The following is a 25,543-nucleotide window of genomic DNA, read 5'->3' on the forward strand; positions in this document are numbered from 1 at the left end:
TCACCTACCAGCGCGGGATCCCCGCACCGTCGGCAGTGCGGGGATCGCCGGGTTCGCCGAAGCGGTCAGCATGGCGGTCGCGCCGGCCCGCTCCGAGTCGTCGTAGCCTTCCTGCGCGAACCAGCCCATGACGCCCCCGTGGTTCTCACCAGGCCGCCGGTCACGGCCCACCACGCGAGGAGGTTCGGCCGGCAGGTTGTTGCCGACCGACTGCTGAACGCGGTGTACGTCCACGACGGCTGCGCGGTCGCCGGCGTGTGTTCGCGTAGCCGGTTCGTGATCCGCTGCCACAACTCGTCCACAGACACGTCCCGCACAGCGGTCACCGTACCGAAAAGCGGGTGACATCTGCTGACTTGCGGGCAACCGTCCCTGTTTTCGCGAGCGACCGCAGTAGCATGCCGCAAATGACGGACACGACCAATGTCCACCCGGTTCGCACAATCCGGGTCGGTGACCGCAGCGCCGACATCGACGAGATGCTGGCACCGCTCGTCGAAGCACTTTGGCGCAACGGATTCGACACGTTCACAAGCTGCCAGAACGCCGGTGAGAGCAACGCGGACTGGGCCGAGACGCTGCCGCACATGGCCGCGTACGTGAAGTCCCGCGAAGGGTGGGCCTATGTCGACTTCCCGATCGGGGACGGCCTCCGGTTCCTCACCGCCATCGCGCAGGCGGGCCCGCGCGACGCATTCTACGTGCGGATGACGCATTGGGCCGCGCCGGACGCGTGGGACGTCAACGTCAAACCGCTGGATCTCGCGATGTTCGACGAGAGCACGCCGTCGGATTTCGCGCTTCGGCTGCTGCAGGTCTGTTTCCCCGGCTACGACCTCGGCGAGATCGTCCGGCGGCTCGACCGCTACGAGGCCGGTGACCTGGTCGAACCCGCACCGGTCGACTGGTCGACGATCGGCCGCTGACGACCCGTGGCCACCGGGCGGACAGTGGCCACGGGTCGTCTGTTCATACCCGCCCGGTCAGCTCATACCCCGCTTCGCTGACCGCACGGGTGACGTCCACGGTGTCGAGCACGGACTCGCTCGACACCGTGACGTGGCCGGTGGCGAGATCCACCCGCACGTCTCGCACGGCGGGGATCTGGCTCACCTCCTCGGTGACCGACGACGCGCAGTGCCCGCACGTCATCCCCTTGACCACGTAGACCGCCTGCATGCTCACTGGAAATCCCTTCGATTCAACCGGATTGGCCCAATGGTCGGCTGGGCAGCGGTTCCGGTTCCCGCCGAATCGGAAAGTCACACGAAGGGGTGAACGCCTCGCATCGCGGGACCTGACTGAACCTGTACTCCCGCCGAGCATGCGCGGCTCGGTGTTCCAGTCGAGGCGGAGCAGGGTTTCCTCGATCTCGGCGGCGCGGTCGTTCGCGTACGAGACCTCGGTTCCGGTGACTGTGAAACCCGCTCTCCGCAGGACTTTCAGCGATCCGACGTTGTCACTGGCGACGCGGGCGCGCAGCGGGCGGACCGGCACGGCGCCGGGCAACAGCGTGAGAGCTTGCCCGGCAACGCCCTGTCCCCAGGCGGAACGGTCGATCCAGTACGCGATCTCGGTGTCGCCGTCCATGACGTAGCCGGTGATGGTGCCGACGAGCCGCCCGTCGCGGGTCACCGCCGGCAGTGTGATGTCGAGCCTGCTCCGCAACTTCGCCATGTGGGCGTCGAAGGCGGCCCGGTCGTCCGGGTCCTTGGCGGTGAACGCCGCCATCCGGACCGGCTCGGGGTGACGCATCTGCTCGAACAACGCGTCCAGGTCGGCATCTTCGGCCGGTCGCAGTGTCACATCCGCCACCGGCCGAACCTAGCAGCCGCCCTCACAACCCGACGGTGGCCGCCGGATCGTCCTGCTCGTCCCAGCCCGCGATCAGGGATCCCGGTGCCCACGTGGAATGCGTTCCGCTGCTGACGCGTTCCGGCAGGCGGATCCGGGCGACCGGGCCCGCGGTGATGTCACGCGCGTCGAAGATCAGGCATTCGGACAGGTCACGGTTCATGTCCGACGTGATCGTGACCAGGTAGCCGTCGTCCTCGGCGGTCGAGCCGGTTCGCGGCGCCATGGCCGTCTCGCTGCCGAAGACGCCATCGCCGAACTCGAAGCGTTCCAGCCCGCCGGTCAGCGAGTCGTGTTTGACCATGCCGTCGAACAGGAACCAGCCTGCCGGGGACGTGGCCGCGTAGCTGTAGCGGTGTTTGCGGCCCGCGTAGCGCTGGTTGATCATGCCGAACTCGCTGGGCAGCGTGCTCAGCTGTTCTTCCTTGCACAGGCCGGTGGTCAGGTCGAGCCGCCAGCGGTGCAACCGGCCGCCGAGCTGGTTGTTGTCGAGGAACCGGAACATGCGCTGGTAGAGCGTTCCGCCGCCGGACGGGGGCACGGGATCGCTCTGGTGGAAGCCTTCCAGGACGATCTCGTCACCTTCTTCGTAGGCGTTGGTCCAGTGCAGGACGTAGGTCGGGTCCGCCTCGAACCACCTGATGTCCGCTGTGGTGCCGTGCCGTGGGATCACGGCCAGCCGAGCGGGGGTGTCGGGGTGGAACCGGGCCGCGTACTTGCCTTGCGCCAACGCTTGCGGTGCCCAGTACAGCGGGAGGTCGTTGAGGATCGCGTAGTTCTCGGTGAACGCCATGTCGTGCGGCAGCCGCGGCCCCGGCAACGGCACGTCGATGTACGTGACGAGGTTGTCCGCACGGTCCACCACGCCGTAGTGCATGTACGGCGCCTCGGTGCCGTAGTTGAAGAACAGCAGTTCGCCGGTGCGTTCGTCGAACTTCGGGTGCGCGGACACCCCGATGTCGCTGGGGAACTTGCCGTTCCACGTCGCCTTGCCGAGCGTCTCCAATGTGGTCGGGCTCAGCCGGTACAGGTCGCCGCACTGGTAGAAGCTGGTCAGCGCGACCCCGTTGTGCAGCACCACGTCTGTGCTGGACGCGTCCTTCATCCGGCCCCGCGCGCCCCAGCCGGTCCGCGTCGGCGAGCGGCTCGGGTCCTCGGCCAGGCCCGCCCACAGCGCACGGCCGGCGTCCTGTTCGGCGACGAACCCGTCCGTGCGAATGAACCTGTTGCGGTAGAACGCCTTTCCGTCTCGGAAGCCGACCGCGTGCACCATTCCGTCACCGTCGAACGGGTGGTAGATCTCCACAGCCGGGTGCACCGGGTTCTCGGTGTTGCGCAGGTAGACGCCGTCCAGGTCGGCTGGGATCTCCCCGATCACCTCGAGGTTCTCCGCGCTGCGCTCCACCTGCTGCGGACGCCACGGCCCCGTGCGGTACGGGTGGTCGTCCTGCGCGGGCAGGGTCGTCAGCGCGCGCCCCAGCACCTCGATGTCCATGCTGACTGTCCTCCTAGGCGGCGGTCACGACGAAACTGGCCGTAGTGGTCGTGCTGCCGCCGATGTTGAGTGTCGCCGCGGTCCTCGCACCCGGCACCTGGTAGTCCCCGGCCGAGCCGGTGACCTGCTTGTACGCGTCGAGCACCATCCGCACGCCGGTCGCGCCGACCGGGTGGCCGCCGCCGATCAGCCCGCCGCTGGGGTTCACCGGGATCCGGCCGCCGATCGCCAGGTCGCCGTTCTCCACGGCTTTCCAGGCCTCGCCGGGACCGGTGAGGCCGAAGTGGTCGATGGCGGCGTACTCGCTCATCGAGAAACAGTCGTGGGTCTCGATGAGGTCCACCTCGCCGACGCCCGCACGCGTGTAGGCGTCCACGATCGTCTGCCTGACGTGCGGCAGCACGTACGGCTCGGCGGCGGAGCGCTCGAACTTCCGGCCGATCGGCAGACCGACTGTGCGGTGTCCCCACCCGGCCAGCACTGCGCGTTCACCGGCGGCCACATCCGGGTGCGCGGCCAGGTAGCGGTCGCTGACTAGTACGAGACCGGCTGCGCCGTCGGTCATCGCGCTGCAGTCCGTACGCCGGATCCGGCCTTCCACGACGGGATTGGCCGTGTCGTCGGCCGTGAAGCTCTCCGGTGCGTACTGCCAGTCACGGGTCTGCGCGTTCGGATTGCGTTTCGCGTTGCGCACGTTGAGTTCCGCGATCGCGCGCAGGTGCTCCTCGTCCAGGCCGTACCGGCGGTCGTACTCCTCGGCGAGCAGGTCGAACATGTGCGGCCAGATGAACGTGGCGCCTTCGCCCTCGTGGCCGACCCACGCGGCGGCGCCCATGTACTTGGCGCCTTGCTCGCCGTCCACAGTCTTCTCGATCTCGGCGCCGAGCACCAGCGCGACGTCGTAGCGGCCTGCTTCCAGGTCGGCCATCGCACCCAGTATCGCCACGGAACCGGAGGCGCACGCGGCCTCGTGACGCGCTGCCGGGACTCCCCACAGGTCGGGCTCGACCGTGGCGGGCATACCGCCGAGGTGGCCCTGACCAGTGAACAGCTGGCCGAACGCGTTGCCGACGTGGATGACGCCGATGTCCCTCGGCGCCACTCGCGCGTGGTCGAGCGTGTGCCGGAGGGTTTCGGCGAACAGGCCGTCGTAGCCCACCCCCGCGCGCACCGTGTTGCGGGCGAAGTCGGTCTGGTAGCCGCCGATCACCGAGATCTGCACTCCTCATTACTACAACAAACAGAGTGGATGCGCTACAACTAACAGAGTGACCGACGCGTACGTCCTCGATTACGTCCGCACCCCGCGCGGCAAGGGCTCGGCCAAGGGCGCCATGCACGGGGTGAGCCCGCTGGCAGCGCTCGTGCTGCTGGAGAACGCGCTCGTCGAACGGACCGGGCTCGATCCGGCCCGCGTCGAGGACGTGACGATCGGCAACAGCGCGCAGGTCGGTGACCAGGGCGCCAACATCGCGCGTACCTCCGTGCTGCTCGCGGGCTGGGGTGACGGCGTTCCCGGTGTCACCGTCAACCGGTTCTGCGCGTCCGGTGCCGACGCGGTCGCCCAGACAGCGGCCCGGATCCGGGGCGGGGACCTCGGTCTGGCGGTGGCTGGCGGTGTGGAGAGCGTCTCCAGAGTGCCGATGTTCGCCGACGGCGGCCCGCTCTGGTCGGATCCCGACGTCGTGCGCAGGGCCGGGTCCGTCCACATGGGAATCGCCGCCGACCTGAACGCCACCGTCGACGGTTTCACACGCGGGCAGATCGACGCGTACGGGGTGGAAACCCAGGCCAAGGCCGTCCGGGCGTGGCACGAGGGGTTCTTCGACCGCAGCGTCATACCCGTCGACGGCTTCGCCCATGACGAACTGGTCCGGCCCGGCACGACGATGGAGACACTGGCCGCGTTGCCGCCCGCGTTCGCCGGACTCGGCGCGTCCGGCCAGGACGCCATCGCACTGGCCGCGCACCCCGAAGTCGGCGAGATCCAGCACCGGCACACCGTCGGGACGTCACCGGCGCTCGCCGACGCCGCCGCCCTGTTGCTGCTCGGCTCGGCCGCGGCAAGCCAACGGCTCGGCCTCCCGGTCCGGGCACGGGTCGTGGCCAGTGCCACGACCAGCACCGATCCGGTGATCATGCTGACCGCGGGCCAGTCCGCGGTCGAGCGTGTCCTGGCCAGGGCCGGGCTGCGCGCGGGCGACATCGACGTCTTCGAGTTCGCGGAGGCGTTCGGCGCGCTGTGCCTGCGGTTCCGCCGTGACCTGGGCGCCGGGCCCGAGCGGATGAACCCCAACGGCGGCACGATCGCGATGGGGCACGCCTTCGGCGCCACCGGTGCGATCCTGGTCGGGCAATGTATCGACGAACTGGAACGGCGTGACGGACGCTACGGCGTCGCCGCGGTCAGCGCAGCCGCCGGGCTGGGCGTCGCGGTACTGCTCGAACGGGTCCGGCCATGAGCGGAGCCACCGTCCTGGAACCGGGTGGTCCCAACGCGATCGCCGTCACCAACGGCATCGTGGGCGACGAGTGGACGCTGTGGATCGTGCAGCTGGCGTTGACCGACGGCCTGACGCTGTACAACGAATGGCTCAACGCCGGTCCGATCTCCAACGCCGTGCTCTCCGCGCGGCTGAACCGGTTGGTGCAGAACGACATCCTGACGCGTTCGGACCGGCGCTACCGGCTCACCGGGCGCGGCAGGCAGCTGTGGCCGGTCCTGCTGTCGATGTGGGCCTGGGAACAGCGGTGGGTCGACCCGCCGGACGGGCGTCTGCCCGGCATGCGGCACACCAGGTGCGGCAGGACCTTCAGCCCGCTGATGTCGTGCGAGGCGTGCGACGGCGCCGCTGATGTCCGTGACGTGCGCGGCCGGTTCGGTCCGAGCGGCGACTGGCCGCGCAGCATCCCGACCGGTGTCACGCGCCGCCGGGCGCACACGGGTCATCGGCCGGCGGAGCTGATCCCGCAGACCATGTCGCTGATCGGCAACCGCTGGTCGACGGCATTGCTCGGCGCCGCTTTCCTTGGCGCCACCCGGTTCGGCGAGTTCGAGCAGCGGATGGGCGCCCCGCCGACGGTCGTCGCGGACCGGCTGCGGACGTTCTGCGATCTCCAGGTGCTCGCCGCCGCGCCCAACCCGGAACGACGAGACTGGATGGTATACCGGCTCACCGCCAAGGGCCGGGCGTTCTTCCCGGTGGTGGCGACCGCGATCGAGTGGGGTCAGCGCTGGTACACCGCACCCGAAGGACCGGCGCTGCGGTTGACCCATACCCAGTGCGGTCGCGCGTTCCATCCACGGCTACGGTGCAGCGACTGCGGGGAACGGCTACGGGGCGCGTCGGTGCAAGTCGTGCGTGGCCGCGACGAACGACTGACCGCAGGCTGAGGGAGGTCGCAGTGACTGCCAGACGGATGCATTCGCCCGAGCGGGTCGCGGAGTACACCGGCAAGGGCTGGTGGACCGGCGAGACCGTGCAGCAGTTGTTCGCCGACTGCGTCGCCCGGTACGCCGACGAGATCGCGATCGCCGACCCGGCCAACAAAGCGGACCTGGTGGACCTGCCGCCCCGGCGCTCGACATGGCGGGAGCTGGACGACGAGGTCGACCGGCTGGCGGCGGTGCTGTTGGCCAACGGCATCGGCGAAGGTGACGTCCTCGCCGTGCAGTTGCCCAACAGCATCGAACTGACGGTGGCGTACCTCGCGGCGTGGCGGGTGCGCGCGATCGTCTCGCCCCTGCCTGTCCAGTACCGCAGACACGAGATGGTGGAACTGGGCACGATCGGTGAGATCACGGCCTTCCTGACGGCCGACCGGATCGGCAAACGCTCGCACGTGTCGGAGATCCTCGACGCCCGCGCCTCGATCCCGTCGCTGCGCGCGATCCTCTACTTCGGACCGTCGGACGTCTCCGACGCGGTCGCGGCCGGTCCGGCCATGGCCGCTGCCGGCGAGGACGACCGCAGCCGTGTCCGTGCTCACGAGGCCCAGCACCCGGTCGATCCCAACGACTGCGTCACGATCTGCTGGACGTCCGGCACGGAAAGCCGCCCGAAGGGCGTTCCCCGCGCGCACTACGACTGGCTGCTGATGACGCAGGGCACGGTGTTCGGGCCGGGCCTGACGCACGAGTCACGGTTGCTGAACCCGTTCCCCATGGTGAACATGGCCGGGATCAGCGGGATGCTGCTGCCGTGGCTGTCCACCGGCTGCGTGCTGGTCCAGCACCACCCGTTCGACCTGCCGGTCTTCCTGCGGCAGATCAAGGACGAGCGGATCACGTACACCGTCGCGCCGCCCGCGGTGCTGGCTCTGCTGTTGCAGCGCGAGGAACTGCTCGCCACGACCGACCTGTCCACGCTGCGGCAGATCGGCAGCGGTTCGGCGCCGTTGCAGGAGTGGATGGTGCGCGGCTGGTACGAGAAGTACGGCATCAGCATCATCAACTTCTTCGGGTCCAACGAAGGCATCGCGCTGATGACCGACGTGAACCTGATGACCGATCCGGCGCAGCGCGCCCGGTTCTTCCCGCGTTACGGCTCCGGTCGCAAGTGGACGATCCCGGCCGCGGCGCAGACCGCGGTCCGGCTCGTCGACCGGGAGACCGGCGAGGAGATCACCGAAGCGGGACGGCCGGGCGAGCTGCGCCTCAAGGGCCCCAGCCTGTTCCCCGGTTACCTGGCGGCGTCGGGGGCGCCGAGCCCGTTCGACGACGAGGGCTTCCTCAAGACCGGCGACGTGTTCGTCATCGACGGTGAGGACGACGAGTTCCTGCGCTACGTCGACCGGGCGAGGGACCTGATCATCCGCGGTGGCGTCAACATCTCCCCCGCCGAGCTGGAGACGATGATCGCGGGCCACCCCTCGGTCGCCGAGGTCGCCGTCGTCGGCTACCCGGACGACGTACTCGGCGAGCGGGTGTGCGCGGTGGTCGCGCACCGGCCGGACACCACGATCACGCTGCCGGACCTGATCACGCACCTCAACCGGCAGGAGATCGCGACGTACAAGCTGCCCGAACGGCTGGTGGTCGTCGGGGCGCTGCCTCGCAACCCGGTCGGCAAGGTCCTCAAGCGCGAGCTGCGCGACTTCGTTCGAGACGCGAATAATATATGATCATTCGCCGTCGTCCACGAGCATCGCCGCACGGACCAGGTGCGTGTCGGTGAACTGCTCGAACCGCACCACCTGGCCGCCGCGGACGGTCCAGTGGTGCACGAACCGCGCCCGCATGTGCTTGCCCGTCGCGGTGAACACACCCGAGTACGTGCCGAACACGACCACGTGGTCGTCCACACTGACCAGTTCCTCCGGCACCGCCTCGTAGCCGTCCCACTCGCCGCCGAGCCTGCCGAACACCTGCTCCCGGATCTCCTCCACACCGCGATACGTTCCCGCATAAGGGAAACCGGCCATCTCGGTCCACTCGATGTCCGGCGCGAACGCCGCGACCATGCCGTCGAGGTCACCCCGGCCGGACGCGGCGTAGTGCTCCTGGATGATGAGCTGCGGGTTGGTCACTTATTCCTCCGTTGCCAGGTTCATGAACACGCCCTTGATCTCGGTGTACGCGTCGAGCGCGTACGCCCCCATCTCGCGGCCGATGCCGCTGGCCTTGAAACCGCCCCACGGCGCCGCCGGGTCGGGCACGTGCAGCATGTTCACGAACACCGCGCCCGCCTTGACCGACGCCGCGAGGCGGTGCGCGGTGACGAGGTCCCTGGTCCACACCGATGCCGCGAGGCCGTAGTCGCTGTCGTTGGCCCTGCCGACCAGTTCGTCCGGGTCGTCGTAGGTCAGGACCGGGATCACGGGGCCGAAGATCTCGTCACGGGCCAGTGACATCTCGTCCCGCACGCCCGCGAACACGGTCGGCTCGTAGAAGTACCCGTCGCCCGCGGCCGGTTTCCCGCCGGTGACCAGCTGCGCGCCCTCGTCCACTCCCCTGCGGACGAACCCGTCGACCGACGAGCGGTGCTCCTCGGAGATCAACGGCCCGATCCGGAGCGCCGCCGCCTGCGCCGCGACCTTCTCGACGAACTCGTCCGACCGCGCCTTGTCCACGTAGAACCGGGAGTAGGCCGCGCACACCTGGCCGCTGTTGAACAGCGCTCCCTGCACGGTGCCGGTGACGGCCGCGTCGATGTCGGCGTCCCTGGCGATGATCATCGGCGTCTTGCCGCCCAGTTCGAGCGTGACCCGCTTGAGGTTGCCCGCGCTCGCCCGCAGGATCTCGCGGCCGACCTCGGTCGAGCCGGTGAACGAGACCTTGTCGACGCCGTCGTGCCCGACCAGGCGCTTGCCGACGGCGGGACCGCCGGTGACCAGGTTGACCACGCCGGGCGGGAACCCCGCCTCCTCGCACAGCCCGGCGAGCCGGACCGCCGTCAGCGGTGTCTGCTCGGCCGGCTTCAGGATCACGGTGTTCCCGCAGGCCAGCGCCGGTGCGAGTTTCCACGCGGTGATCATCAGCGGGAAGTTCCACGGCAGGATCAGCGCGCACACGCCGACCGGTTCGCGGCGGGTGTAGTGGAAGACGTCCGGATTCGACATCGGCGCCGTGCGGCCCTCGATCTTCGTCGCCCACCCGGCGAAGTACCGCAGGTGCCCGACCGTGCCGGGGATCGTGACGTTTCGGGAAACCTCGAACGGCTGGCCGTTGTCGCTGGTCTCCAGCCGGGCGATCTCGTCGGCGTTCGCCTCGACCAGGTCGGCCAGCCGCCACAGCAGCAGGCTCACCTGGCTGCGCGGCAGGCTGGTCCACGCCGGGTCGTCCATCGCCGCGCGCGCCGCGGCCACCGCCGCGTCCACGTCGTCGGGGGACGCCTCCGCGACCTCTCGCAGCGGGCGGCCGGTGGACGGGTCGCGGGTCAGGAAGGTCTGCCCGGTCGACGAGGGCGACCAGTGACCACCGATCAACAGCCGCGTGGCGGTGTCGGCGTGAGCTTCGGACATGGCAACAGTGTTCAGCCACGCCCGTGTGCCCGGCTTGTCCGTGAGGAGTCTGTGCTTGTCGGATCGTCAACTCATCGCGCCGTCGGCTTCCACATCGCCCCCGTAACGGTCCCGCACACCGGGCCAATGATCGTATATGATCGGCCCCGTCCCTCGCCTGCGACGCAACGAAGAGGTTGCCATGCCAGTGCTGGTGAACACCGCCGATGTCTCGGTCAGGGAGCGCGAAGAGGCTTGGCGCTCCGCTGTCGCCGAGGCATTCGTGCCGCTCGACTTCACCTTCCCCGACCCGCGCGGGTTCCGCGGGGAGATCTCCGGCCAGACCCTCGGTCCGGTCGTGGTGAACCGGGTGACCGCGGGCCCGCACCGCGCCGCCCGCACCCAGCGCAACATCGCGCGGACCGAGACCCCCTACTACAAGGTGAGCATGCCGCTGCGCGGGTGCGTGGTGCTCCGCCAGGACGGCCGGGAAACCCTGCTGCCACCTGGCGATCTGGCGGTCTACGACACGAGCAGGCCGTACCAGGTGTCGTTCGACGACTCGTGCCGCCTGCTGGTGCTGATGTTCCCGCACCGGGAGTTACGGCTGCCGTACGACTCGGTCCGCGAGATGACCGCCCGGCGCGTGTCCGGCCGCACGGGAATCGGCGGACTGGTCGCGCCGCTGCTGGTGAACCTGGCCTCGCGGCTGGACGAGATCAGCGGGCCGCAGTCCGCCCGGCTGGCCGACAACATCGTCGACCTGCTCGGCACCCTCTACGCCGACCTGCTCGGCGGCAGCGGCTACCAGCCGGCCGACCCGATCCACGCCCTGATGACCAGGATCCGGTGCTTCATCGAGGACAACCTCGACGACCCCGCGCTCGGCCCGGAGATGGTGGCGTCCGCCAGCCACATCTCGGTCGGCTACCTGCACAAGCTGTTCCGCGCCGAGTCCACGTCGGTGTCGAAGATGATCCGGGAACGCAGGCTGGAGCAGTGCCGCCGTGACCTCGTCGCGCCGATCGCGCGTGACAAGACTGTCGGCGCGATCGGCGCGCAGTGGGGTTTCGTCGACGCGGCCCACTTCAGCCGCGTGTTCAAGGCGACGTACGGTGTTTCGCCGCGGGAGTACCGCGTGACCCACGACCTGGTGGTCTGAACCGCTACTCCGGTGCGTTCATTTCCGTCAGCAGGCGGTGACGGGTGAGGTCGGCACCGCTCAACTGCACGGCGACCCGCCCGCGGCGGAACACCAGGACGCGGTGGCACAACGACACGATCTCGTCGAGATCCGTCGAGCACAACAACACGACCGCCTTGTCCGACGCGGTGTGGACGAGCTCGTGCATGTCCGCTTTCGCGCCGACGTCCACACCACGAGTGGGATCGTCCAGCAACACCGTCGACGGGTTGGCGTCCAGCCACTTCGCCAGCACAACCTTCTGCTGGTTGCCACCGGACAGCTGACCGGCGTGCTGGTCGACACCGGCCGTGCGGACGCCGAGACTGGTGATCGCCGCTCGGGCGCGCTCACGCAGGTCACCGCGCGAGAGCAACCGGCCGTCCCGGCCCAGCGCGATCGTCCGGACCTGGATCACGTTCTCCCACACGGGTTTGTCCGCCATCAGGCCAAGCCCGCGGTCGCCGGAGATCAACGCGACCCCCTGGCGCACCGCCTGCCGCAGGCCACGCGGTGGCGCACCGGCTTCCTGCCGGCCGGGCAGGCGCAGTGTTCCCGTCGCCGCCTGCGTCCCCGCTATCACCTGCAGAAACGCCTGGTGGCCCGACCCGATCAGCCCCGCGAGGCCGACGATCTCGCCGGTGCGCACGCTGAGGCTGACGTCGTCCAGCACACCCGGAACCGTGATGTGCTCGGCCACCAGGCTGGGCGCGTCCGCGGCGGGCTCACGGCGCTCCGGGGCCACCTCGGCGGGCGGCCGGTCGCCGAGCATGCCGTGCACGATGTCGTCGATGGTCAGGGTCTTCCGGTCGGCCCCGGCCATCACGACCCGGCCGTCCCGCAGGATCGTGACCACATCGGACAGTTGCATGACCTCTTCGAGGATGTGCGACACGAACACCACCGCGACCTCGCGCTGCCGCAGCACCTCCAGCAGGCCGAGCAGCCGCCGGGTGCTGTCGTCGTCCAGCGCCGACGTGGGCTCGTCCAGGATCAGCACACGCGGTTTGGTCAGCAGCGCCTTGGCCACCTCCACGAGCTGCCGCTGCGCCAGGGTCAGCGAGCTGACCGGGGCGCGCAACGGCACCGACAGGCCGAGCTCGGCCAGCACCGGCTCGGCCTGTGCGATCATCTCGCGCCGGTCGAAGAACAGCCCGCGCAGCGGTTCCCGTTTGGTGAACAGGTTGGCCAGCACGTCGAGGTCCGGGAACAGGTTCAGTTCCTGCGAGACCACCGCGACGCCGTGCCGGGCGGCGTCGGCCGAGCTGGTGAACCGCACGGGCTCGCCGTCCAGCCGGATCGTGCCGCCGTCCGGCCGCACCACCCCGGCCAGCATCTTGACCAGGGTGGACTTGCCCGCGCCGTTCTCGCCGAGCACGGCGTGCACGCTGCCGGGCTCGACGGAGAACTCGCAGTCCCGCAGGGCGATCACGCCGCCGTACGCCTTGTGCACGCCCGACGCCTCGAGTACCGGCATGTGCTAGTCCGCCTTGTCCAGTGCGCTGATCGGCGGGCTCGCCAGCTGCTTGTCGATCTCCTTGCGGAACCACGCCTTGCGCGACTCCGGGGACTGCTGGCGGGCGATGATCTGGTCCACGTTGGACTTCTCGACCAGCAGGTTGCCGGAGTTCCACCAGCCCTCGGGCATCGGCTTGCACTTGCGCTTGGACTCGATCAGCAGGTGCGTCGCGATGTAGCCCTTCATCCAGTGCTCGGGCGAGGACAACGCGAACAGCACGCTCCCATCCTTGACCGCCTGCATCGCCTCCGGCGGCAGATCGGCCGACCCCGCGATGTACTTGCGGCCGGTCTGCGAGGCGATCAGCGGCAACGCGACACCGTCCTGGCTGCCCACCCCGATGAACGCGTCGACGTCCGGGTTGGCCTGCACGAAACCACGCCACGCCACGGTGTTCTCGGTCGGCTCGGACTTGGTGTCCACCGGGCCGATCACCGTCATGTTCGGCAGCTTGGCCTTCAGCACGTTCTGCACGCCGTTGAGCCGCTGCACCAGCAGCTGCAGCGACGGGATGTCGTTGCCGAGCAGGACCTTGCCGTTGGGGTTGGGGTTCTTGGCAACGAACGCCTCGCCGAGCAGCTCACCCAGTTTGGTGTTGCTGTTGGCCACGAACGTCTTGACCTTGGAGCCGGGCGGCGGTCCCGCGTCCACCGCGACCACCGGCACGCCGCCGTCCGTCGCGGTGTTGAGCGGCCGCACGAACAGGTCGGGGGTGACCGTCTGGTAGGCGATGCCGTCCTTCGACGTCCTCGCCGCCGCCTGGAACATCGACACCTGCTTGGGCCCGTCGATCCCGGTCGGCGCGGACAGCTGGAGGTTGACGTTGCCGTCGTCGTCGGCCGCCGCCTGCGCGCCGAGAGCCATCTCCTGGAACGGGTTCTGCGTGGTGGACGCGTAGACGAACGCCAGGTCGAGCTTCTTGCCCGCCGAGCCGCAGGTGCCGTCCGCGTTGGGGGACCCCGACCCGCCCTCGCCGCACGCGACCAGTAAGGACACTGTGGACAGTGACGTGAGCGCGACGGCGATGCCGCGCAGTCTCTTGGTCATCATTTCTCCTGATTGGCTGCCCGGCGGCGACGCGCCAGGCTGTCGATGGCGACGGCGAGCAGGATCACGGCGCCGGTCGCGAACTCGCTCCAGTTCGCGGGCACGTTGAAGTACGTCAGACCCGTCGCCACCACGTTGAGCAGCACGGCACCCACCGCCGCGCCGAGGATGGTGCCGCTGCCACCCCGCAGCGGGGTACCGCCGATGACCGCCGCGGCGATCGCGGCGAGCTCGAACCCGCCGCCGATGTTCGGATCACCCGAGGTGAAGAAGGCGATGCCGAGCACTCCGGCGACGCCCGCGAGCAGGCCGGAGAGGATCAGCACCTGGGTGCGCACGCGGTTGGCCGAGATGCCGGAGAACTGCGCCGCGCCCGGGTTCGAGCCGATGGCGAGCACCCGGTAGCCGAACGGCGTGTGGTGCAGCACGAGGCTGAGCCCGATCACCATGATCGCCAGCACGAGCACGCCGAACGGCACACCGAGGACCGTGCCGCCGACGATGGTGAAGAACGAGTCCGTCACGGGCAGGCTGGCCACCTGCGACCCGTCGGTGACGGCGATGGCCAGTCCGCGGAAGACCGACAGCGTCGCCAGGGTGGCCACGATCGTCGGGATGCGGATGTAGGTCACGATCGCCGCGTTCACCGCGCCGAGCAGACCCCCGAGCACGATCCCCGCGCCCGCCGCCAGCCACGCGTTGAACCCGGCGGAGATGAGCATCGCCACCGAGATCAGGCACAGCCCGAACATCGACCCGACCGACAGGTCGATCTCACGCATGGACAGCAGCAACGCCATCCCGGCGGCGAGCAGGCCGACGTACGCCGACGACTGGAGGATGTCCAGCAGCTGACTGGCCTGCAGATACGTCGGCCGCAGCACGCCGATGACAAGCACGAGTGCGACAGTCGCGGCGATGACGCTGAACGACGGCGCCCCGAAGATCCGTGCCACGACGCCCGCCTTGTGCCCGTTGGCCCGACGCGGCGGCCCGGCATCGGCGGTGCTGACCACAGTAGACTCGCGGTGCTCGGTGTTCACCTTCGTCAGGCTGGTTCACCGCACGGTCTCGCCGCTTGTCTCTGGGTGGCCAGCACTTGTCACCGAGTGCACGGATGCCACCCCCCGCCCGCGAGCTGACCTAACGTCTGGCCAATGGAGCCAACGCATGGCCGTTTCACCGGCCGGGTGGCGCTGGTGACGGGAGCGGGCACCGGCATCGGTGCCGCTGTGTGCCGTCGCATCGTCGCCGAGGGCGGCAACGTCGTCCTCACCGGCCGTCGCCCGCAACCGCTGCACGACCTCGCCACCGAACTGGGTGCCCGAGCGCTCGCGCTACCCGGTGACGCCGCCGTCACCGGCGACGCGCAACGCATCATCAAGTCCACTGTGGAGCAATTCGGCCGGCTCGACGTCGTGGTGGCCAACGCGGGCGGGCACCATCCCGGTGCGGCGGCGGACACCGACGACGACGCGTGGAGCTACAGCCTGCACGCCAACCTCAACAGCGCGTTCGTCACGATCCGCGAGGCGCTGCCGAGCCTGATCGAGGCCGGCGGCAACGTGGTCGTCGTGTCGTCCATCGCCGGGCTGTTCGCGGGTCCGGGCGTGGTCGGTTACGTGACCACGAAACACGCGCTGATCGGCCTCATGCGTTCGCTGGCGCGTGACTACGGCCACCAAGGTGTCCGCGTGAACGCGGTGTGCCCCGGCTGGGTGCGTACCGCCATGGCCGACGAACAGATGGACGAACTCGGCAAGCAGTACGGCATCGACCGCGAGGCCGCGTACTCGCTTGTCACCAAGAACCAGCCGTTGCGCCGACCGGCGGAGTCCGAGGAGATCGCCAACCTCGTGGCGTTCCTGGCGTCACCGGAGGCGTCGGCCATGACCGGTTCCGTCGTGGTCGCCGACTGCGGCGCGAACTGCGTCGACCTGCCCACCATCGCGTTCGCCGAAGGAGCAGCACAATGACCATGTCGGGAGAGACCGCGCCGCCCGATTGGAAAGCGCTCGACGACTTCGCGGCCGGCATCGACGGCAACCGGATGCAGTGCACCGACGCACTGGCGGGAACGTCGCTGACCGTCAGCGAGGACGGCCGTCCCGGGCTGCACGTCGACTTCCGGACACTCGACGAGCTGTCGTGGCGACGCGACGACGGCACAGCGGGAACCGACTGGTACGAGGCGATCGAGATCCGGCCTGACCTGTACTACCTGACGATCACCGACTCGGCCCGTCCGCTCGACGCGAAGGTGATGGTCGTCAACCGGGCCACCGGCCGCACGCTGACCGTGGAATCGGTGATCGCGGACGCCCCGACGCCGGGCAAACCCCGTGTCAGCCAGAACTTCCGGCCAGGGGTGATCAAGGGAGCCGAGGTGGCGGGCGAGCAGCCGTCGGAGACCCGTGACCTGATCGGTCTCCGTGCCTTGTACCGGTACAGCCCGAACCACCTCTACGAGCACGTCTACCTGTCCAGCGAACGCTACGCGTGGCAGTGCCTGGTGGGCGAGCAGCGCGGGCACGGCGACGTGGACCTGGCCACGACCTGGCGGTTCGCCGAGAACCTGTACGTCTTCACGTTCCGCGAGTTCATCATCCCGGTCGCCGCGACCTGGCTGTACGACATGGAAGCACTCCGCACGACGGGCACGTTCGTCGGCCTGAGCGGCGACGGACGCGTGATGGTCGCCCCGGGAGGCGCGTTCATCACGTTGCTGGGGCGTGTGACCTACGCAGACGAACAGCCAGTCTGATGCAGCCGGACGTCATCGTGGTCGGCGCGGGCACGGCGGGCTGTGTCGTGGCCCGCCGCCTGATCGACGCGGGCCGGTCGGTGTTGTTGCTGGAAGCGGGATCGGACAACAACAGCACCCCGCAGATCACGGATCCGTCCCGCATGCACGAACTGTGGGACACGGGCGTGGACTGGGGATTTCGCACCGTGCCGCAGAAACACGCGCACGACCGGGAGCTCCACCTCCCCCGGGGAAAGGTGGTCGGCGGATCGCACGCCCTCAACGGGATGATCTGGGTCCGCGGCCACCCCACCGACTACGACTCGTGGGGCCCGGGCTGGTCGTGGGCGGAGGTCAAACCGGTCTTCGAGCGGATCGAATCCGTGCAGGACGTGATCACCGCGTACGACCGGCACCCGGTGCACGAGTCGATAGTCGACGCGGCGATGCAGAACGGCTTGCCGTTCAACGAGAACTACAACGGCGACAGCCAGGACGGTGTCTCCTTCGTACAGTTGACGATCCGCGACGGCAAGCGCCTCACGACAGCCCAGGCATACCTGGACCCCGTCCGGGACGATCCGCGGTTGCGGGTCGTGTGCTCGGCCCGCGTACACCGCCTGTTGATGTCCGGATCACGGTGTGTCGGCGTGGAATGGGATCGCGGCGGCGTGGTGTCCCGGGCGTCGGCAGCTGAGGTCGTCCTGTGCGCGGGAGCCATCGGCTCACCGGTGATCCTGCAACGCTCAGGCATCGGCGACCCGGCGTTGCTGGGCGCTCTGGACATCGCGGTCACCGCGCCGATCCCGGACGTGGGCAGCAACCTCCAGGACCACTGGCTGGTTCCGGTGGTGTTCGCGACGGTGCGGCCGGTGGCCATACCGGCCGGGCTGCCGACGTGCCAGAGCCATCTGTTCTGGCGCAGCAGACCGGAGTTGACCGTCCCCGACCTGCAACCCATCCACTTCGCCACCGCGCTCGTGTCGCCGTGGATGGCCTCACCGGCGCACGGGATAACGCTGATGGCGGGCCTGATCCGCCCGGAGAGCCACGGCACCGTCAGAATCGCCTCGGCCGACCCCGGTCGCGCCCCGCTGATCGACCCCAGGGTCCTCAGCGCGAAAGCCGACCTTGACGCTCTGACAGCAGCCGTGGACCTGTGCCGCGAGGTCGGTGCCCAGCCGGCCCTCCGCGAAGGATGGGGCGCGAGAGAGCTCTACCCCGCTTCGATGGCGGCAACACCCGAACTGACTCGTGACTACATCAGGGAAACTGTGGTGACGTATCACCACCAGGTGGGTACGTGCGCCATCGGACAGGTCGTGGATCCGTGCCTGCGCGTGCACGGGATCGACCAGCTCACAGTGGCGGACGCTTCTGTGATGCCAATCGTGCCGACAGGGAACACGAACGCCCCAGCGGCAATGGTCGGCGAACGCGCTGCCGGCTTCCTCACCGTCGGGACAGCAGCTTAGTCAGCGATGTTCTGGCATGGCTGGTGCGCCAGCGTTTGCTGGTCACCGCGGACGGCGTTCCGTTGTTGCTTCTTTCCAGCGCACACCGTGCTTGCTTCACGCCGTGGACTGTGCGTGGTGAGTGTGTAAGCGTGCCCACCAGTGGCCTGCTTCTCGTCGTGTCCGGGTTTCTGACAGATGATGTCTGATTGCGTCAGCGCTGCTGGTCGCGTTGGAGTTCGGCTTCCGGCCCCATATCAGCTACCAGCGCTGGTCACACTGTGTTGGTCGCGTTCCAGCCAGTTCTTCGGGATCTTGCGGATGCTTCCTGGCTGTTGCTGCTTGTGGTGGTGGGCGCGCTTTCATCGTGGGAAAGGGCTGCCAGCGACCACCTTCGTTGTTATGTGTACCCGTCCCTTGTCAGCCTTATCAGGTCGCCCACTCCTGTTCCTGGCTTCACCAGGCCTGCGCGGGCTGCTATCCCTGCCACTTCGCCTCTCGTGGCGCAGTTCAGCTTGATCAGCAGGCGCTCCACGTAGGTCTCGACTGTCCTCCGGCTGACCACCAGTCCGGTCGCTATCGCCTGGTTGCCCAGTCCTGCCACTATTCCCGTTGCCACGTCGATCTCCCGCGCGGTCAGGCCGAGGTCGTTCGGGAAGGGTGCGCTCGCGACGATCACGCCGGATCTGTTGGTGTCTATCACGTGGATCAGTCTTACCTGGTACCAGTCCGTACCGCGGTGCCACAGGAACGCCAGCGTGCTCGCGGGTAGTTTGCTGAACCGCTGTGCCAGGTCCAGTATCTCCTGGTCACGGACCAGCGGGGTTGGTTCCCACCCCGTCAGCCGCAGCGGCTCGCCGCCGTTGGCGACCCGGCTCGCTGTCCACTCGGGACCCAGGAACGCGTCGAGCCGGGGACTGCGCAACGGGTCCACCCGGCGGGCCAGCACCGAGCCGATCTGCGCCACGAAGTCCCTTGCTTCCTCGCCGAACGCTCGTCGGACCGGTGCGTTCAGGTGCAGGACGCCGACCTGCCGGCCGCCGCCGACGCGCAACGTGGCCGACAGTCCGTCCTCGAGCCCCGCCGGGTGCAGCCATTCCTGGTAGTGCGGGGATGCGCGGAAGTGCTCCGGCATGTCGTCCATCAGCAGCGGGGCGCCCGAGGCGAACAGTTGCCCGCCCCAGCGCGTCTTCGGCAGTACGTGGCACAGGTCGTCGGAGATGGCTTTCTGGTAGCCGTACTCGGCGATCACCAAGTGGCTGCGGCCGACCGGGTCCCACCCGGTCACCTGCACCGCGCACATGTCCGGGATGGCGTCCGACATCCTGCCGAACACCTCGCCCCACTCGACATCACCCGAAGTGCCCAGGGCGTAGCCGATCCGCGCAGCCGCGGAAACCATCACACGTTCCATGCCGCCTCCTGCGGGAAACGACAACCGTACGTGGGCGCCGACAGGTCAGGCAAATCCCCCACGGGCCCGGGCGATCACGATCCAGCCACAGTCCCCCGGTGGCGTCCACTGTGTCCGGGACGGCCGCGGATCGAGGACTTTGTTTTGTATACCAACCTGATCATCGCGGCGACCCTCCTGTGCGGAACGCCTTGCGCAGTGCCCGCGACGCGCGTCTGTGCGCGACCGCCGAGCTGCTGAGGTGCTCGGCGAGCAGTGCGAAGAAGCCGTGGACCTGGCCCGGGTAACGGACGAGCTCGCACGGCACGCCCGCGTCCAGCAGCCGGTGGGCGTACTGCTCGCCCTCATCCCGCAGCACCTCGTATTCGGCGGTCGTCACCAGCGCGGGCGGCAGGTCCGGCAGGTCGTCTGCCAGCAACCAGACCAGCGCCGGGAACGGCCCATCGCCGTCAGGTTGGTATACCCGTACGGTCAATTCCCCACCGGGGCCGGGGATTGTGTGTTCATGGGCGTGGCCGACGGGACCCAGGTTCTCCGGAGCCTGCCACGCCTTCGCCAACTCGGCCGGGGACAGTTCGACGGGCGCGGAGCCGGCCGGGATCTGGTCGATCACCGCGCGGGCTTCAGGGTCCAATGGCATCGGTAGCGGTCCCTCCGCAGAACGAACGCAGGACGTTGGCGGTCAGCCGTGAGACGTCGTTGTCGTCTCCCTTGTGCGAGAGCGCCCCGCACCAGCCGGTCGACCCGGTGAAGAACACCTGTCCGCCCCCGGCGGTACGCAGCAGTGTCACGGCCGCTCGGCGACGGTCGAGCAGAGTGGTCCCGGGCGGCGAGCCGAGCAACAGGCCGAACTCGGCGTCGAACCCGCCGAACGGGCTGTCCAGCCCGGCGAGCACGGGATCATCGGACACCAGGTCGTACGGGCCGCCCGGCAGCGTGCCTGCGGCGCTGGTGCCGATGCCGAACAGCCGGTGCAGGGAACGGCCGCGTTCCGCCCACAGGCCGCCGGGCTCCCCCGTGCTCGCCAGGTGGAGCTCCCCCGGTTCGCACTCCCAGGTCCGCACGCCGGCGTATCCGCGCCGCAGTTCGGCCACGTGCGGCCGGTCCGGCACGATCGCGGTGACCCAGCAGGCGCCGTTCCCGCCGAGGTAGGCCAGGTTCCCGCCGTCGCCGAGGTGCGCTTGGACCGCGTCGAGCATCGCGCCGGTCCAGCACTCCGGGTGGCTGCCGGTGAGCACCGCGCGGTATCCCGCCAGCGCCGCCACGCCGTCGGCGTGCAGGTCGTGGTCGGTGATGACGTCGAACCGGAACCCCTGGCGCTGCAGCCAGCCGACGAGCTGGAGGTCCTCGCTGTACTGGTGCGGCGAGCCGTTGTGCCGGAGCACGTGGTCCTCCCGCATGCCGAACAGCGGGCGCCGCAGCGACGCCAGGCAGGCGCCGCTGCCGTCGGTGTGCCGGTCGAGCGCGTAAGCGAGATAGCTCAGCGTCGGCACGAGCAGGATCAGGGGCGCGTTGGCGGCCCGCGGCCGGACGAACAACGGCAGCCGCTCGACAGCGTCCTGAGTGGACAGTTCGACCGCGTAGCACCCGGACGGAAGGTCCAGCGGCAGGCCGACGGCGAGCACCGGGGCCCAGCCCGCCTCGTCGAGGTCGTCGGAGTGGAAGTGCACGGCGCCGTAGCCGCGTTCGGCGTGCCGCCAGTCCAGCACGTCACCTGCCCAGTCGTGCCCGGTGACACCACGCGTGGGCAGGTTGTGCAGGTGACCGTCGTGGCCGTCGACGACGTCGATGATCCGGTCGCCGGAGATCTCGTGCGACAGCTCCCACCGGGCCCGTGCGCCCGCCTGTTCGATCCCGTCGACCAGGGCGTCGTACACGGCGGGGCTGTCGATCTTGCCATCCAGGTTGCCGGTCACTTCGCCACGTGTGGTGCGGAACGCCGCGAGCAGCAGTGACGGCGCGCCCGTGACGAGCGGGCCGAGCGGCGGGGCGGTCACGACCGTCCAGTGCTCGTCGGCCAGCGGATCCCGTGCACGGACCGTCAGCCGCGCACCTTCGGCGGGGTCGTACCCGCCGACGACCAGGTACCAGCGCCTCAGGTGCAGGGCCGCATCGGACCGAACCGACACCAAACCATCCACTGTGGACACGTCGAACGCGGCGCGGCCGTCGGCCAGCAGCGACAACGCCACGAACGGGCCGCCGTCCGGGGTCCCCTGGGTGACGATGCCCGCGCTGTCCGAAGGCAGCGCGGTCGGCCAGATCCACGCGGTGAACGTGACGGCGTGGTCCAGCGCGGGCGGGTTCGGGACCAGCGCGTAGGAGCCGAGATCCATGGCCAGGTGCGGCACGTGGAACGTGCCGGGAACAGCGGCCTCGACCGGCGTGTGCACCGGCTGGGTGCCGTCGTGGCCGGCCCGCACGACACGCACAGCGCATTCCTGTTCGCTGGAACTGGCGTGCACCAGGACCCGCTCACCCGGCCGGGCGGACAACCGGTCGGTGTACCCGGCGATCGGCGTGCTCTGGTGGTTGACTCGATGCAGCGTCATCCTCATCCCATCAGGAGTTGGCCACCGTCGACCGGCAGGACCGTGCCGGTGATGTGCCGCGCGCCGGGGACACCAGCAGCAACACGATCGGCACCAGGTCGGCGGGTGTGGCGATGTGCCGTGTCGGGATCCGGGACAGCCACGCCTCCCGTGCTTGCGGGTCGGCCAGCGCGAGACCGGTCAGCGGTGTCTCGACCGGGCCGGGCGCGATCGCGTTCACGCGGATCCCGCACGGCGCGAGTTCGAGGGCGGCCGACCTGGTCAGCGCGTTGATCGGGGCCTTGCTGGCCTCGTAGTGGCCGAGACCGGGCGTGGGCTGGAACGCCCCGGCCGAGCTGAGTTTGACGATCGCGCCGCCCTTGCCGGCCGCGATCATCCCACCGGCCACGGCCTGCGTGACCAGGAACGTGCCACCGACGTTGACGCGCAGCACGGTCGTCAGCGCTTCGTAGGGCAGCGCCGCGAGTGGGTCCACGCCGCCGATCACACCGGCGTTGTTCACCAGCACACTGATCGTGCCGAGTGCGTCCGTGGCTTGTTTCACCGCGGTGGCAACGGAATCCAGGTCGCTGACGGCCATCGTGACCGCGACACCGCCGATCCGGCCGGCGACCTCGCGGGCGCCTGCCGCGTCGATGCCGGCGACCGCCACGCGTGTGCCGGCGGCGGCCAGCGCGGTCGCGATCGCCTCGCCGATCCCGCTGGCGGCGCCCGTGACCAGCGCCGCGCTCACGCGGCCCATTCCTCGGTGTGCCGGCGCACGAACGCCAGCACACGCCGCCACGCGTCGGCACAAGCGTCGGCGTGTTCGGCCAGGCCGTCGTCGAAGAACGAGTGCGGGGCGCCGTCGTAGAGCACGAACGTGTGCTTGACGCCGTGGGAAGTCAGCTCACGGTCGAACTCGCGTGCCTCGTCCGCCGAGGTCAGCTGGTCCTCCCCGGCGGCGAGGACCAGCAGCGGCGCCGTCATCCGCGGGATCAGCTCACGGCATTCGCCCGGCCGCCCGTAGAACCCGACCGCGCCGGCCACCCACCTGTCCACCGCGGACTGGCTCCACGAGATCGCGCCGCCGACGCAGAACCCGACCGTGAAGATCGCACGGGTGCCGCCCGCGGCCAGGTAGTCGACCGCCGCGCGCACGTCGGCCACGGTGTGCTCCTGTTTCAGCAGCTGGACGTGGGCGAATCCGTCGAAGCCCGCACCCCTGTCGTCGTCCTCGGTGGTCCGGCCGTAGTAGTCGATCGCCAGCGCGGCGATCCCGGCTTCGGCGAACCGGTGCGCGAGTTCGCGGTAGTACCCGTGCAGGCCGCGCACGTCGGGCAGGATCACCACGCCCGACTGGGCCGCGTGTGTTCTCGGGACGGCCTGGTAGGCGAGGAACACGTTGCCGTCCGACGAGACGAGCCTGATCTCGCTGCCGCTCGTCAGCCGCGGCCTGCCCGGTGGTGCGGGCGGTGTGGCCTCATCCCCGTGACACATCTGGTCTTCCCTTTCTCGGTCCGGGCTCGTCGCCCCATCGGTCACGTCGTTGCTCCGCACCACGCCCCCAGCACGTCCGTGCTGTCCCCGTGGAACGCGATCTCGCCCTCGGCCAGGACGTACGCGTGGTCGGCGATGGACAGTGCGAGCGCGGGGGCCTGCTCGGCGAGCACCACGCTGACGCCTCCGTCCGCCAGTTCCCGCACGGCCCTGGCCAGCCGGTGGAGCACCACCGGCGGCAACCCGCGTGGCATCTCGTCCATCAGCAACACCTTGGGCCGTCCCAGCAGCGCACGGCTGATCACCAGCATCTGCCGCTCACCGCCGGACAACAGGCCCGCGTGGACGTGTTCCTGTTCGCGCAGTTCGGGAAACAGCTCGAAGGCCTCGTCGAGTGCGGTGAGGTCCTTGCAGGCGACTCTGAGGTTCTCCGACACGGTCAGCGCGGGGAACACGGTCCGGTGCCGCTCGACGTGCGCGACGCCGAGCCGGGCCCGTCGCCAGGCCCTGACCCGGTCGATCCGGGCACCGTCCAGCAGGATCGCGCCGGACCTGATCGGGACGGCACCGGAGATTCCTTCCAGCAGGCTGGTTTTGCCCGCGCCGCCGTCGCCGAGCAGCACGGTGACCGAGGCGTCGGCGACGTCCATCGACACCGAGCGGACCACCGGCAGACCGGCCCGTTCGACGGTCACGTCCTCCAGGCGCAGCATCGTCACCGCCCGATGTCGTTGACGTGCTTGGCGGCCGCGTCGACCGCGTCCCGCTGAGCGGGTTGCAGTTCCTGGCCTGCCATCGCGGACATCAGCGGCAGGAACGGGTCCGGCACGGTCTTCCCGCCGCACAACGCCTCCATCACGGCCAGGCCGCAGAACGGCACTGTCGCGGGGTTGTAGCCGCCTTCGTGGGTGAGCACGAGCCTGCCCGCGCAGGCCTTGTCGGCGGCGTGCGCGATCATCGTGGTGAGCTCGCGGAACCCCTCCGAGGTGACCATCTGGCGGCCCAGCTGGTCCATCGCGCCCGCGTCGAACCCGCACGCGACCAGCACCAGGTCGGGCTGGAACCGCTGGATCGCGGGCAGCACCACGGTCTGCATCGCGTACCGGTAGCCGCCGTCGCCCGTTCCCGGTGGCAGCGGCACGTTCAGCGTGGCGCCCAGCCCGGCGCCGGTCCCGCGTTCGGTCACCTTGCCGGACTCCACCGGGAACACGTTGTCCTGGTGCAGCGAGATCGTCAGCACGTCCGGGTCGTCGTAGAACACGGCCTGTGTGCCGTTGCCGTGGTGCACGTCCCAGTCCACGATCGCGACCCGCCGCGCGCCGAGCGCCCGCTGCGCGTGCCGAGCGCCGATCGCGATGTTGTTGAACACGCAGAAGCCCATCCCGGAGTCGGGTGTCGCGTGGTGCCCCGGCGGCCGTACCAGGGTGTAGGCGTTGCGGACGCGGTTGTCCCACACCGCTTCCAGCGCCTCGATCACCCCGCCCGCCGCCAGCGCCGCGATGTCGTAGGTGCCGCACCCGAAAGGTGAGATCCCGTCACCCGCGTCGCCGCCGCCGGGACGGTCGCTGTCGGCCTGGATGCGGGCGATGTACTCGGGCGTGTGCACGCGCCGCAGCTCGTCCTCGGTGGCCGGGCGCGGCCTGATCGGCACCAGTTCGTCGATCAGCCCGGAGACCACGACCAGCTCGTGCGTGCGGCGCCGGGTCTCGCCCATGTCGTAGTGCCACAAGGGTTGCACGCCGAGGCGCGGATCCGGCTCGAACAACGCGGCCCGTGTCCCGCGGTCGAGCCAGCCGAACACCTCGTGGTGGAGATAACCGGTCGCCATTGGCCTAGCATCGTGGGCGACCTCGTGCCA

General features: G+C 69.5%; 24 protein-coding genes and 1 pseudogene. 8 read left to right on the plus strand and 17 right to left on the minus strand.

Going from position 1 to position 25,543, the window contains the following annotated elements:
* Nucleotides 1-234 carry a hypothetical protein gene (locus AOZ06_RS31275; RefSeq protein ID WP_157233358.1) on the minus strand — a complete coding sequence of 78 codons (234 nt, stop codon included), beginning with the start codon at nucleotides 232-234 and terminating at the stop codon, nucleotides 1-3.
* Nucleotides 235-407: 173 nt separating this feature from the next.
* Between AOZ06_RS31275 and AOZ06_RS31280 the strand changes: the two genes are divergently transcribed.
* Entirely contained in the window at nucleotides 408-926 is a 519-nt protein-coding gene (locus AOZ06_RS31280; protein WP_054292679.1) for a hypothetical protein, read from the plus strand.
* Nucleotides 927-969: 43 nt separating this feature from the next.
* On the opposite strand, the gene AOZ06_RS59165 is transcribed toward AOZ06_RS31280, so the two are convergent.
* From AOZ06_RS59165 to AOZ06_RS31295, 4 genes and pseudogenes are all read right to left on the minus strand, one after another.
* Entirely contained in the window at nucleotides 970-1,179 is a 210-nt protein-coding gene (locus AOZ06_RS59165) for a heavy-metal-associated domain-containing protein (protein WP_169799116.1), read from the minus strand.
* A 249-nt stretch (nucleotides 1,180-1,428) separates the two neighbouring features.
* A pseudogene (locus AOZ06_RS60455) lies at nucleotides 1,429-1,815 on the minus strand (GNAT family N-acetyltransferase); the annotation flags it as partial.
* A 22-nt stretch (nucleotides 1,816-1,837) separates the two neighbouring features.
* Entirely contained in the window at nucleotides 1,838-3,349 is a 1,512-nt protein-coding gene (locus AOZ06_RS31290) for a carotenoid oxygenase family protein (protein WP_054292680.1), read from the minus strand.
* Nucleotides 3,350-3,362: 13 nt separating this feature from the next.
* Nucleotides 3,363-4,571 carry an acetyl-CoA acetyltransferase gene (locus AOZ06_RS31295; RefSeq protein WP_218921808.1) on the minus strand — a complete coding sequence of 403 codons (1,209 nt, stop codon included), beginning with the start codon at nucleotides 4,569-4,571 and terminating at the stop codon, nucleotides 3,363-3,365.
* Between the two features lie 46 nt (nucleotides 4,572-4,617).
* Between AOZ06_RS31295 and AOZ06_RS31300 the strand changes: the two genes are divergently transcribed.
* The 3 genes from AOZ06_RS31300 to AOZ06_RS31310 are packed head-to-tail and all read left to right on the plus strand — an operon-like array spanning nucleotide 4,618 to nucleotide 8,473.
* Nucleotides 4,618-5,811 carry an acetyl-CoA C-acyltransferase gene (locus AOZ06_RS31300; protein ID WP_054292681.1) on the plus strand — a complete coding sequence of 398 codons (1,194 nt, stop codon included), beginning with the start codon at nucleotides 4,618-4,620 and terminating at the stop codon, nucleotides 5,809-5,811.
* Nucleotides 5,808-6,743, plus strand: coding sequence for a winged helix-turn-helix transcriptional regulator (locus AOZ06_RS31305; RefSeq protein WP_054292682.1), 936 nt, complete (start codon nucleotides 5,808-5,810; stop codon nucleotides 6,741-6,743). The genes AOZ06_RS31300 and AOZ06_RS31305 overlap by 4 nt, the downstream gene beginning before the upstream one ends.
* A gap of 11 nt (nucleotides 6,744-6,754) precedes the next feature.
* The gene (locus AOZ06_RS31310; protein ID WP_236951799.1) at nucleotides 6,755-8,473 is read left to right on the plus strand and encodes a class I adenylate-forming enzyme family protein; all 1,719 of its coding nucleotides are present in this window, start codon (nucleotides 6,755-6,757) and stop codon (nucleotides 8,471-8,473) included.
* Here AOZ06_RS31310 and AOZ06_RS31315 read toward each other — a convergent pair whose 3' ends face one another.
* The gene (locus AOZ06_RS31315; protein ID WP_054292684.1) at nucleotides 8,474-8,878 is read right to left on the minus strand and encodes a nuclear transport factor 2 family protein; all 405 of its coding nucleotides are present in this window, start codon (nucleotides 8,876-8,878) and stop codon (nucleotides 8,474-8,476) included. It lies immediately after the preceding gene.
* Entirely contained in the window at nucleotides 8,879-10,312 is a 1,434-nt protein-coding gene (locus tag AOZ06_RS31320; RefSeq protein ID WP_054292685.1) for an aldehyde dehydrogenase family protein, read from the minus strand.
* 181 nt (nucleotides 10,313-10,493) lie between these two features.
* On the opposite strand from AOZ06_RS31320, the gene AOZ06_RS31325 reads away from it, so the two are divergent.
* Nucleotides 10,494-11,453 carry an AraC-like ligand-binding domain-containing protein gene (locus tag AOZ06_RS31325; protein WP_054292686.1) on the plus strand — a complete coding sequence of 320 codons (960 nt, stop codon included), beginning with the start codon at nucleotides 10,494-10,496 and terminating at the stop codon, nucleotides 11,451-11,453.
* 4 nt (nucleotides 11,454-11,457) lie between these two features.
* On the opposite strand, the gene AOZ06_RS31330 is transcribed toward AOZ06_RS31325, so the two are convergent.
* The 3 genes from AOZ06_RS31330 to AOZ06_RS31340 are packed head-to-tail and all read right to left on the minus strand — an operon-like array spanning nucleotide 11,458 to nucleotide 15,083.
* Nucleotides 11,458-12,951: a sugar ABC transporter ATP-binding protein gene (locus AOZ06_RS31330; RefSeq protein WP_054292687.1), complete on the minus strand. Its 1,494-nt coding sequence runs from the start codon at nucleotides 12,949-12,951 to the stop codon at nucleotides 11,458-11,460.
* Nucleotides 12,952-12,954: 3 nt separating this feature from the next.
* A complete protein-coding gene (locus AOZ06_RS31335; protein ID WP_169799006.1) occupies nucleotides 12,955-14,040 on the minus strand; it encodes a sugar ABC transporter substrate-binding protein in 1,086 nt (361 codons plus the stop codon).
* Nucleotides 14,040-15,083, minus strand: coding sequence for an ABC transporter permease (locus AOZ06_RS31340; RefSeq protein WP_236951800.1), 1,044 nt, complete (start codon nucleotides 15,081-15,083; stop codon nucleotides 14,040-14,042). Before AOZ06_RS31340 ends, AOZ06_RS31335 begins: the two co-directional genes overlap by 1 nt.
* A 114-nt stretch (nucleotides 15,084-15,197) precedes the next feature.
* Between AOZ06_RS31340 and AOZ06_RS31345 the strand changes: the two genes are divergently transcribed.
* The 3 genes from AOZ06_RS31345 to AOZ06_RS31355 are packed head-to-tail and all read left to right on the plus strand — an operon-like array spanning nucleotide 15,198 to nucleotide 18,261.
* A complete protein-coding gene (locus tag AOZ06_RS31345; protein WP_054292690.1) occupies nucleotides 15,198-16,016 on the plus strand; it encodes an SDR family NAD(P)-dependent oxidoreductase in 819 nt (272 codons plus the stop codon).
* Nucleotides 16,013-16,804, plus strand: coding sequence for a molybdenum cofactor biosynthesis F family protein (locus AOZ06_RS31350; protein ID WP_225952949.1), 792 nt, complete (start codon nucleotides 16,013-16,015; stop codon nucleotides 16,802-16,804). The genes AOZ06_RS31345 and AOZ06_RS31350 overlap by 4 nt, the downstream gene beginning before the upstream one ends.
* Entirely contained in the window at nucleotides 16,804-18,261 is a 1,458-nt protein-coding gene (locus tag AOZ06_RS31355; RefSeq protein ID WP_054292691.1) for a GMC family oxidoreductase, read from the plus strand. Before AOZ06_RS31350 ends, AOZ06_RS31355 begins: the two co-directional genes overlap by 1 nt.
* 379 nt (nucleotides 18,262-18,640) lie before the next feature.
* On the opposite strand, the gene AOZ06_RS31360 is transcribed toward AOZ06_RS31355, so the two are convergent.
* The 7 genes from AOZ06_RS31360 to AOZ06_RS31390 form a co-directional block, all read right to left on the minus strand.
* The gene (locus AOZ06_RS31360; RefSeq protein WP_054292692.1) at nucleotides 18,641-19,654 is read right to left on the minus strand and encodes a LuxR C-terminal-related transcriptional regulator; all 1,014 of its coding nucleotides are present in this window, start codon (nucleotides 19,652-19,654) and stop codon (nucleotides 18,641-18,643) included.
* A 160-nt stretch (nucleotides 19,655-19,814) separates the two neighbouring features.
* Nucleotides 19,815-20,294: an alpha/beta hydrolase fold domain-containing protein gene (locus tag AOZ06_RS31365; protein WP_083472063.1), complete on the minus strand. Its 480-nt coding sequence runs from the start codon at nucleotides 20,292-20,294 to the stop codon at nucleotides 19,815-19,817.
* Complete coding sequence (locus AOZ06_RS31370) at nucleotides 20,278-22,206, minus strand: N,N-dimethylformamidase beta subunit family domain-containing protein (RefSeq protein WP_054292694.1); 1,929 nt, start codon at nucleotides 22,204-22,206, stop codon at nucleotides 20,278-20,280. The genes AOZ06_RS31365 and AOZ06_RS31370 overlap by 17 nt, the downstream gene beginning before the upstream one ends.
* A gap of 10 nt (nucleotides 22,207-22,216) precedes the next feature.
* The gene (locus tag AOZ06_RS31375; protein ID WP_335338296.1) at nucleotides 22,217-22,939 is read right to left on the minus strand and encodes an SDR family NAD(P)-dependent oxidoreductase; all 723 of its coding nucleotides are present in this window, start codon (nucleotides 22,937-22,939) and stop codon (nucleotides 22,217-22,219) included.
* Nucleotides 22,936-23,685, minus strand: coding sequence for a dienelactone hydrolase family protein (locus tag AOZ06_RS31380; RefSeq protein WP_054292695.1), 750 nt, complete (start codon nucleotides 23,683-23,685; stop codon nucleotides 22,936-22,938). Before AOZ06_RS31380 ends, AOZ06_RS31375 begins: the two co-directional genes overlap by 4 nt.
* Before the next feature lie 41 nt (nucleotides 23,686-23,726).
* Nucleotides 23,727-24,398 carry an ABC transporter ATP-binding protein gene (locus tag AOZ06_RS31385; RefSeq protein ID WP_054297051.1) on the minus strand — a complete coding sequence of 224 codons (672 nt, stop codon included), beginning with the start codon at nucleotides 24,396-24,398 and terminating at the stop codon, nucleotides 23,727-23,729.
* Between the two features lie 2 nt (nucleotides 24,399-24,400).
* Nucleotides 24,401-25,513 (minus strand): class II histone deacetylase, encoded by a 1,113-nt coding sequence (locus tag AOZ06_RS31390; protein ID WP_054292696.1) that lies wholly within the window; start codon nucleotides 25,511-25,513, stop codon nucleotides 24,401-24,403.
* Between the last annotated feature and the right edge of the window lie 30 nt (nucleotides 25,514-25,543).

Origin of the sequence: Kibdelosporangium phytohabitans (genome assembly GCF_001302585.1) — a bacterium.
In the GTDB taxonomy this organism is placed as follows: Bacteria; Actinomycetota; Actinomycetes; order Mycobacteriales; family Pseudonocardiaceae; genus Kibdelosporangium; species Kibdelosporangium phytohabitans.

What these genes read in the sequence shown, in the direction of transcription:
- AOZ06_RS31385 (WP_054297051.1), bottom strand. Translation starts at nt 24,398, where the DNA reads ATGCTGCGCCTGGAGGACGTGACCGTCGAACGGGCCGGTCTGCCGGTG.
- AOZ06_RS59165 (WP_169799116.1), bottom strand. Translation starts at nt 1,179, where the DNA reads ATGCAGGCGGTCTACGTGGTCAAGGGGATGACGTGCGGGCACTGCGCG.
- AOZ06_RS31350 (WP_225952949.1), top strand. Translation starts at nt 16,013, where the DNA reads ATGACCATGTCGGGAGAGACCGCGCCGCCCGATTGGAAAGCGCTCGAC.
- AOZ06_RS31330 (WP_054292687.1), bottom strand. Translation starts at nt 12,951, where the DNA reads ATGCCGGTACTCGAGGCGTCGGGCGTGCACAAGGCGTACGGCGGCGTG.
- AOZ06_RS31380 (WP_054292695.1), bottom strand. Translation starts at nt 23,685, where the DNA reads ATGTGTCACGGGGATGAGGCCACACCGCCCGCACCACCGGGCAGGCCG.
- AOZ06_RS31320 (WP_054292685.1), bottom strand. Translation starts at nt 10,312, where the DNA reads ATGTCCGAAGCTCACGCCGACACCGCCACGCGGCTGTTGATCGGTGGT.
- AOZ06_RS31345 (WP_054292690.1), top strand. Translation starts at nt 15,198, where the DNA reads ATGGAGCCAACGCATGGCCGTTTCACCGGCCGGGTGGCGCTGGTGACG.
- AOZ06_RS31280 (WP_054292679.1), top strand. Translation starts at nt 408, where the DNA reads ATGACGGACACGACCAATGTCCACCCGGTTCGCACAATCCGGGTCGGT.
- AOZ06_RS31335 (WP_169799006.1), bottom strand. Translation starts at nt 14,040, where the DNA reads ATGACCAAGAGACTGCGCGGCATCGCCGTCGCGCTCACGTCACTGTCC.
- AOZ06_RS31360 (WP_054292692.1), bottom strand. Translation starts at nt 19,654, where the DNA reads ATGGAACGTGTGATGGTTTCCGCGGCTGCGCGGATCGGCTACGCCCTG.
- AOZ06_RS31325 (WP_054292686.1), top strand. Translation starts at nt 10,494, where the DNA reads ATGCCAGTGCTGGTGAACACCGCCGATGTCTCGGTCAGGGAGCGCGAA.
- AOZ06_RS31290 (WP_054292680.1), bottom strand. Translation starts at nt 3,349, where the DNA reads ATGGACATCGAGGTGCTGGGGCGCGCGCTGACGACCCTGCCCGCGCAG.
- AOZ06_RS31355 (WP_054292691.1), top strand. Translation starts at nt 16,804, where the DNA reads ATGCAGCCGGACGTCATCGTGGTCGGCGCGGGCACGGCGGGCTGTGTC.
- AOZ06_RS31305 (WP_054292682.1), top strand. Translation starts at nt 5,808, where the DNA reads ATGAGCGGAGCCACCGTCCTGGAACCGGGTGGTCCCAACGCGATCGCC.
- AOZ06_RS31365 (WP_083472063.1), bottom strand. Translation starts at nt 20,294, where the DNA reads ATGCCATTGGACCCTGAAGCCCGCGCGGTGATCGACCAGATCCCGGCC.
- AOZ06_RS31370 (WP_054292694.1), bottom strand. Translation starts at nt 22,206, where the DNA reads ATGACGCTGCATCGAGTCAACCACCAGAGCACGCCGATCGCCGGGTAC.
- AOZ06_RS31390 (WP_054292696.1), bottom strand. Translation starts at nt 25,513, where the DNA reads ATGGCGACCGGTTATCTCCACCACGAGGTGTTCGGCTGGCTCGACCGC.